At 34.5% G+C, this 6,866-nt stretch carries 10 protein-coding genes; 3 read left to right on the plus strand and 7 right to left on the minus strand.

The window, feature by feature from the left end:
* Nucleotides 1-882: 882 nt before the first annotated feature.
* A complete protein-coding gene (locus FHL06_RS11785) occupies nucleotides 883-1,212 on the minus strand; it encodes a hypothetical protein (protein WP_238334034.1) in 330 nt (109 codons plus the stop codon).
* Nucleotides 1,213-1,238: 26 nt separating this feature from the next.
* On the opposite strand from FHL06_RS11785, the gene FHL06_RS11790 reads away from it, so the two are divergent.
* Nucleotides 1,239-2,168, plus strand: a complete 930-nt coding sequence (locus FHL06_RS11790; RefSeq protein ID WP_153386780.1) for an IS30 family transposase — start codon at nucleotides 1,239-1,241, stop codon at nucleotides 2,166-2,168.
* A gap of 135 nt (nucleotides 2,169-2,303) precedes the next feature.
* Here the strand turns inward: FHL06_RS11790 and FHL06_RS11795 are convergent, their stop codons facing one another.
* Nucleotides 2,304-2,645 carry a hypothetical protein gene (locus FHL06_RS11795; RefSeq protein ID WP_153386782.1) on the minus strand — a complete coding sequence of 114 codons (342 nt, stop codon included), beginning with the start codon at nucleotides 2,643-2,645 and terminating at the stop codon, nucleotides 2,304-2,306.
* Nucleotides 2,646-2,944: 299 nt separating this feature from the next.
* Between FHL06_RS11795 and FHL06_RS14955 the strand changes: the two genes are divergently transcribed.
* Complete coding sequence (locus FHL06_RS14955) at nucleotides 2,945-3,079, plus strand: hypothetical protein (RefSeq protein ID WP_255883829.1); 135 nt, start codon at nucleotides 2,945-2,947, stop codon at nucleotides 3,077-3,079.
* Here the strand turns inward: FHL06_RS14955 and FHL06_RS15025 are convergent.
* The 5 genes from FHL06_RS15025 to FHL06_RS11820 form a co-directional block, all read right to left on the minus strand.
* Nucleotides 3,027-3,191 carry a helix-turn-helix domain-containing protein gene (locus FHL06_RS15025; RefSeq protein WP_337692564.1) on the minus strand — a complete coding sequence of 55 codons (165 nt, stop codon included), beginning with the start codon at nucleotides 3,189-3,191 and terminating at the stop codon, nucleotides 3,027-3,029. The genes FHL06_RS14955 and FHL06_RS15025 overlap by 53 nt on opposite strands.
* 100 nt (nucleotides 3,192-3,291) lie before the next feature.
* Nucleotides 3,292-3,762: a DUF536 domain-containing protein gene (locus FHL06_RS11805; RefSeq protein WP_192917972.1), complete on the minus strand. Its 471-nt coding sequence runs from the start codon at nucleotides 3,760-3,762 to the stop codon at nucleotides 3,292-3,294.
* A complete protein-coding gene (locus FHL06_RS11810) occupies nucleotides 3,755-4,690 on the minus strand; it encodes a replication initiation protein (protein WP_153386784.1) in 936 nt (311 codons plus the stop codon). Before FHL06_RS11810 ends, FHL06_RS11805 begins: the two co-directional genes overlap by 8 nt.
* A gap of 719 nt (nucleotides 4,691-5,409) precedes the next feature.
* Nucleotides 5,410-5,622 carry a hypothetical protein gene (locus FHL06_RS11815; protein WP_192917973.1) on the minus strand — a complete coding sequence of 71 codons (213 nt, stop codon included), beginning with the start codon at nucleotides 5,620-5,622 and terminating at the stop codon, nucleotides 5,410-5,412.
* Between the two features lie 419 nt (nucleotides 5,623-6,041).
* Entirely contained in the window at nucleotides 6,042-6,629 is a 588-nt protein-coding gene (locus FHL06_RS11820; RefSeq protein WP_153386788.1) for a site-specific integrase, read from the minus strand.
* A gap of 77 nt (nucleotides 6,630-6,706) precedes the next feature.
* On the opposite strand from FHL06_RS11820, the gene FHL06_RS14775 reads away from it, so the two are divergent.
* The coding region (locus FHL06_RS14775) for a type II toxin-antitoxin system PrlF family antitoxin (RefSeq protein ID WP_337692565.1) at nucleotides 6,707-6,866 on the plus strand (160 nt) is incomplete at its 3' end.

The following is a 6,866-nucleotide window of genomic DNA, read 5'->3' on the forward strand; positions in this document are numbered from 1 at the left end:
ATGGCGAAGTTGTGGCCACTTTATCTCAGCAAGAAATTAGTTCAATTAGTACAAAGGTCCAACAATTTTTCTGAAAAGCAGATGTTATTTATTGATAAATGCAACAAAATAACCCCCAGCATCTACATTATAGATGCTGGGGGTTATTGTTTCAATGTTTTTTAGGGGCTATTTCTAGATAATGGACCCTATTTATTGAAATGGGAGAGTAATTTTTTCAAAGAAAAGGGGGTAAAAACTATGATTAAAAAAGGCATTACAAGAGTAATAATAAAAGTAATGAATTCTTGGAGTTCAATTTTTTCAACGTTACCAGGGTAACTTTTGGGAATCGGAATTAAAAAGTCGAGGAAGATTGGTAAATATACAATGCTATTAACTATTACAACACTACTTATTCCGATTACGTAATGAACCATAGAAAAAGTTAGGACTTGATTGTGTCTGAAGTATTTTTTTTGAGCCTGCTGTACAGTTTTTTTCCTAGTTACAATGTCATGCCTTGCAGCGTTGAATAGGAGTGAAAAGCCTATTAATGCAACAATTATTAATATAAAGCCGAATGAATTGGTAACTCCAACTTCTGAAGTGAAATTTAGAAAAAAAGGGCCCAAATATTTGGAGATGAACCAACTAGATAAAATTGAAATAATAATTGTAAGAATGTTTTTAAAATAGCCATTTTCAATGATAGTATCATTTATATGGTCACATAAATATAAAAAATCAATTGTTATGAGAAAAAAAACAACTAATATTACGATTAACCATGAGTACAAGGCTGATTTAGCACCTCTTTCTATTTTTTTGATAAAAGTAAAAAACTAAAATAAGCAAAATGATAAACTAATATATATAGTTTATCATTTTGCTTATTACTTTCTATGCGTTTTGTTCAATTAACTTGCGAAAAGCTTTAGCGGCGTCTTTTGCTTCACTGTCAGTATAAGAAGGATATTTTTGTAATTTAAACTTTTTAAAAGCCAATAAAGCGGTTTTATAAGCTGCACCCCATGAACCTGTACCACCTTTTAAAAGAGTATATGTGTCGTTCTGTAGTGAATCAAGGTCATCATCAAAACGATTACTTAGGTAAGAATTAAAGCGAACGGAGCTTTCATTACCGGTGTAATAAGTTTGGTAGATTGCAAATTTAATCCGAACGCTGTTCGGACAAAAAAGATCAACTTCCTTTAAAATGGTGTTTACCACAAACCCATTTTTTAGGAGCTGATCTTTTGTCTAGTATAACCTATTCTGAACGAATTAAAATTGAAACCTTTTGTGAGCTAGGACTGACCAATATCCAAATGGCTGAGCGGTTAAAACGATCTCCGTCTACGATTTCTTATGAATTATCTCGTTGTCAACCTTATCAAGCTGAATTAGCACAGGCCAACGCTGAATATAAACGGGCGCATTGTGGCCGAAAAACTAAACTGAATGCCAAATTAAAGCAAACCATTCTAAACCATTTACGTCTAAGCTGGTCACCAGAAGTGATTGCGCATGAGCTTAAACTAGCCACTAAATCTATTTATAATTGGCTATATCAGGGGAAAATTGAATTCTCCTTGAGTGAACTACCTGAACATGGGCTACGCCAACGGCGTAACCTTGACCAACGTTCTAAATATAATCAATCATTAGGGCGTTCAATTGAACAACGACCAATTGTGATTAACCAACGTAACCGCATCGGTGATTTTGAAATAGATACAGTGGTTGGACCTCGTGGACATAGCAAGGCTGCTTTATTAACGCTAATTGATCGCAAATCACGTTTTCTTTGGGCTTACCGATTAAAAGATCGGACAGCGGCGACTGTTAATGAAGCCCTAACTATGTTTCTAACAACTTTTAAGGGACCGGTACACACCTTTACTGTCGATCGTGGAACTGAGTTTAGCAATCTAGTGTCATTTGAACCACAATACGGTATTCAGACCTATTACTGCCATGCTTACACGCCCGCTGAACGCGGCAGTAATGAACGATTCAATCGGAACTTACGTTATTTTTACCCTAAGGGGACTTGTTTTGAGCACATTAGTGCTCAAGATTTAACAATGACGTTACTCGAAATTAACCAGCGCCCCCTTAAAGTACTTAACTGGCAAACACCTTACCAAGTGATGCTGACTGATTTGTCAAAAAATTCGGATTAATTTTGCAATCTACCATTTTTCCTCAAACACATCATATCTTTTAGGCTGTGTCACTATCATTCTTCTATTATTCTCTGTTATAGGGTGTGCTTTGCAAGAACTAACCGAATTATTGGTTAAATCATTAACTACTGATTAGCGGATATAAAATGAAATCCGACTAAGAGTATTACGCAAATTCCCCCAAAAATTAAGTTTGTTCGAAACGTTAGATTCCTGTAATTGTGAATCAACATATTTGGCAAGTTGCACTAACTCAATCGGCAAACCAGAAATGCGTTTACCTAAGGGAAGTGTTTTGTCTGCGTTAAATAAATCGTATTGGAGAGATTTTAGAATATCTGTATAAGAAGTATCACTGTCTAAGTCTTGCTGGCATGTTAGCAAGCTTTGCCGTAAAGTGTTAAATTTAGTGGCATCAACTTTTTTATATGCCCGATCAATTAGGATTGATAGTTTCTTTTGTTTTTCATCCACAAACATTCCTCCTTAATAAGTCATAGAAAATCCAGGTTATTCTTATCTGTCAATGTTTTTTATAAAACACATGGTTTCCGTAACTATTAACGTATCCATTGATCATTGTATTAATAACATGTGTTGTTAAGCTTTATGTAAACTAATGATAGCTAGTGATACCCCAATTTAGAACATCTGCGACTAAGCCAGTTAATGCAACAATATTGTATGCCAAGGAAAATAAGTAAGAAAGATATAACAATTTATAAAATGAATTATTTTTCTTATTATTCCATGCAATTATTGGAGAAATGACAATGCCTAAAGGTGCTAATAAAAAGGAAAGTAAAGAAAGTATTAATAAAATATTTCCATTATCTTTTAAGTTTGGTGCAGTATTTATGCTCTCAGGGAGAGGTGTAGCAGGTACATCTTTTTTCTGTAGTAATTAGCAAATTTATTTAAGTCAAAATTATATAAATTACTTAGCAAAACAATATTCTCAATATCTGGAAAAGATTTTTCATTTTCCCATTGATAAATAGCTTGCCTAGAGATTCCAATTTGTCAGCAACTTCAGTTTGTATAAGTCCAGCTGAAATTCGCTTATCTTTTAATTTTTTCCAAGATTCAAATAAATTCCTCCCAACCACATTATTTAGCATTACCAAAAATGCCACCATTTATTCTTTGGTTGTTCAAAAGCGTTGTTTTTTATTGAATTAGAGTCACTATTTTTAATAGCAATCATTTTTAATTCTTCAATCTTCTTTTCAGCCATTAAATGCAATTGCTGTGATTGATCTAATAACTTTTGCATTGACTTTAATTGCTCATCTTTCTCTTTAATCTGGTTATCTTTGACTGATAACTGCTCTTTGAGCAATTCTATTGTATCTGTATTCTTGTTACCAGTGTTACTAGTAAATGTTACCCCTTCTGGTTTTTGGCTGTTACTACCAATAAAATGCTGTTTTAGCAGTAAATAACCTGAATTGACAACAACTAAGGTTTGTACCCCGTTCCTAGTCACGGTTTGTACATAGTTTGCTCTAAAGTTTGCATCTAGTTTTTTCCTAATGGCTTGTTTTGATACACCAAATTCATCAGCAAGTTCCCTAATTGTTTTAGGCATGGGTTCCAAACCCCTCTCGGAGTTCAGCAAGCATTTCTTGTCTTGTCTGATCTCTTATTTTTTTATCATGCTCAATCTGTCGTTCGGCTAAAATCTGTTTTTCAGTTGAGCCTAGTGGTAGGCCTTTAACTTTATCGGTAGCGCGCCATTTTTCTTGTTCTGTTAATTCACCATTATGCTGGATATTAAAAAGTTTTTGACGCTCATCTTGAAACTTACCTTGGGAAAAGTCGTTTGCATCTTTACTTTCTGGTTTCCAGGCAAAAGAATAACCGATAACCGGCTTTCCACGTCCCTTACCATATTTTTTTCTAATCGTTAGCCCTCTAAATAATGGAGTCAATTCCACTTTTATTGGTTTTATAACATATCTATCAACGTCTCCTGGCTTTTTCCAATAGCTTTGTGGAATATCAAGTAATTCAAAAAAATCTTCTTTTGATAAAAAAGCATAGCCTGTTGTTCTAAACCCCTTTAACAATCTGAAAGCAGTTTTGGCGTAACTGCTTCTAAGATCTCTGAATTCTGCTAAAGCGTATCTAACCCAAGTATCCAAGTTATTAAGCAGAGGTAAAGCATCCTTATACACCTCAATGTCTATATAAGGAGATTCAGTTTCACCAACAATTCTAAATTTAGTAAACATTACAAATAGTTCTCTGTTCAATCCAGATTTACTACGTCGTCCAAAATGAAGACCCATCAGTTTTTCATAAGTTCGCTGAATATCATCTTCAAAGCGACTATTCGCAGTTGGCTTATAATTACTCAAGTCTTTAAGTTGTTCAAAAGAGAATCTAACGGTTTGATCACCTTTATCACGCATACGAGAAATGATCGAAAAAAATAAGTTCATTTCAATCGGAGTAAATTTTCTCAGAGGAATAGTATTTAATTCAGGGTCATATTTTATTAGTTCATTGCTCATAATTGTACCTCCAAGACCATTATACGAAATCAACGAGTTTTTATCAACGAGTATCGTAATTTTTATCGTTGATAAACAGACAAAACCTCGTTGATAAACAGACAAAACCTCGTTGATAAACAGACAAAACCTCGTTGATAAACAGACAAAACCTCGTTGATAAACTTCTGTAAGCCTTGGGAGAGTAAGGCTGAAGAGGGGTCTAAAAGAGGTTTAAAAGAGGTTTATAAAAAAGGTATATAAGAGGCACCACTGTACGAGATCAAGACCTAAAATCAAAAACACAAAGGAGTGAGCCAAAAACCGGCTCACATTAAACTCCATTCGCTACGCTCCTTGCGCCTCACTTCGTGCGTTGCCTAAAAAGGTGTGGCAAGCCACATTTATACGGGCGCTGACGCCCCGCACCCCGTCCAAGCTGAACCAGCTTGACCGTTTTTTCACTCGCCGTTAGGCAGGAAAGCAAAGTTTTATAGAAACTTTGGCTTTCGCCAATTCAGTGTTAAGACTGGTTAAGAGCTGTCAATTCCTTATGCTCCCACGCTTTGCTCGTCCGCTACCATTGACAGCAAACACTTAGTTTTTCTAAGACTTAATAAGAATTTAACTGCTATACCTCTTTTTTAAGGCCTTTATTTTTAATTCTCAGCAGTTTTAAGCTTATTTACATATAATTATGCCAAAACAAAATAAAAAGCCCTCAGCAAGCTTTTAGAGGGCTAAATTACAAATCCTGGTCGATTAATAATATCTTCTTGTCTTTTTTGCAAAATGTAAGTGTACAAGGAATTATACAAATTTTGTTTGATCTCATCAGGTTCATTAACAAAAGCTTCAAACAATTCTTGAATATCAACTTGCCAAGGATCAACAAGCATTTCATCAATTGGCTTTAATACTTTCTTTTCGTCCATCTGAGTTACTCCTAACATTAGCTAATTATTTCAGGTTTAAATTAAAGGAATCTTTTTACAGTTAGTTATTCAAAGATTGTGATTAAGTTTAGAAAGAAAAACGGTGTAAAGCAATTAAAAAGATTTGTTTGAGCGCAGCGAAATCTAATACAACTTTTTTTAGTATAAGCACAATCAACTTTAGTTGTTGTGTGTAAATGCGCTTTGAACTAAAAAACACCCTTTATTTCAATGATCAAGTTAGCTATTTTTTAGCGTTATTAAACGGAATGAAATGAGTTTAATGCGCGCTTACACATAGAAAATCTATGTGAGTCCGCAAACCGAGCAAATCTCGGTCAAAGCGCACTTACACTCCACCAAAAATTAGTGGAGGTTTTGTGCTTAAAATCTGTCTCAGAAGTTGCCTTCGGCAACAACTAAAAATCCAAATAAAACTAACCAAAATCAATTTGATCTAACATAGTTTCGGTACTGGCTTGGTCTAAGCCTAAATAAGCTAAAGTCATGGCTTCACTTGAATGATTTAATAAGTGCATGACTAAGCCAATATTGTAATTGGATTGCGTATAAACGCGATAAGCTCCAGTCTTGCGCATTGTGTGGGTACCAAGGTAATTAATATTTAAAAGATCGCCGACTTTGCTCATGATTTTGTAGAACTGTTTTTCTGTGATATGTCGTTCGGGGTGTTGAATGGAAGGAAAGAGCCATTCAGATTGTAACTGATTATCAAGCAGCCATTGACGATACAACAAAAGGTCTGTTTGAACCGGTTTAAGATACAAGGTATTAGGTTTACCAGTTTTTTTATCATGAATAAACGCATTTTGTTTAATGGAACCGTTCGGATTAAAAATATCGGTCTGTTTTAAGCACATAACGTCACTGACTCTTAGTAGCGTAGCTTTACCAACTTGAAAAATTGTATAGTTACGACGGCCAGCTTTAAAATTATTGAGTAACGTATCTTGAACTTCTTTGAGAATATTTGAATCTTTGATGGGTAGGACAACTTGTTGCATAGTCTTTTCTCCTTTTCTTGAGATATTAAAGCAGTTATGTTATTATTTTTGTAAGGAAAAAGTAAGGAGATGATATTGTGAGTGCAGGTAATGTAACTAAGGTTAGCTCAAAGATCACAAGTAAAAATCAGATTACAATTCCTAAAACAGTACGTGAACTGTTAAAAGTTCGGTCTACTGACACAATTGAATGGCAGATTGAACCAAATGGTAAAGTAATGATTGTTCGTAGTAAAC

It is taken from the genome of Companilactobacillus halodurans, assembly GCF_009600985.1.
Classification (GTDB): Bacteria; Bacillota; Bacilli; order Lactobacillales; family Lactobacillaceae; genus Companilactobacillus; species Companilactobacillus halodurans.